The sequence below is a fragment of the Bartonella phoceensis genome, assembly GCF_902825145.1.
In the GTDB taxonomy this organism is placed as follows: Bacteria; Pseudomonadota; Alphaproteobacteria; order Rhizobiales; family Rhizobiaceae; genus Bartonella; species Bartonella phoceensis.
The window spans coordinates 1-202 of the sequence record NZ_CADEAD010000103.1; the positions used below are offsets into that span (position 1 = coordinate 1).

Genomic DNA, 202 nt, shown 5'->3' on the forward strand with positions numbered 1-202 from the left:
TCTTTACCAATATTGATAACACCTGCAGCATCCTGCTTAACAAGACTATCTCCTACAACTTGGGTAATCTCATTCTTAAGTTCTTTATGAATATTCGTGATAGAATTGCCTACACCAGCAAACGCTTCCGATACACTATCATAGCTTGTCTCTTCAACTGCACTGCCATCTTCCTTGACTACATGAACCTTAAACTTTGGGG

The 202-nt window shown here is 39.6% G+C and carries 1 protein-coding gene; it reads right to left on the reverse strand.

Going from position 1 to position 202, the window contains the following annotated elements:
- A partial coding sequence (locus tag J7R07_RS08250; RefSeq protein ID WP_208436360.1) for a hypothetical protein occupies nucleotides 1–202 on the reverse strand: 202 nt, incomplete at both ends.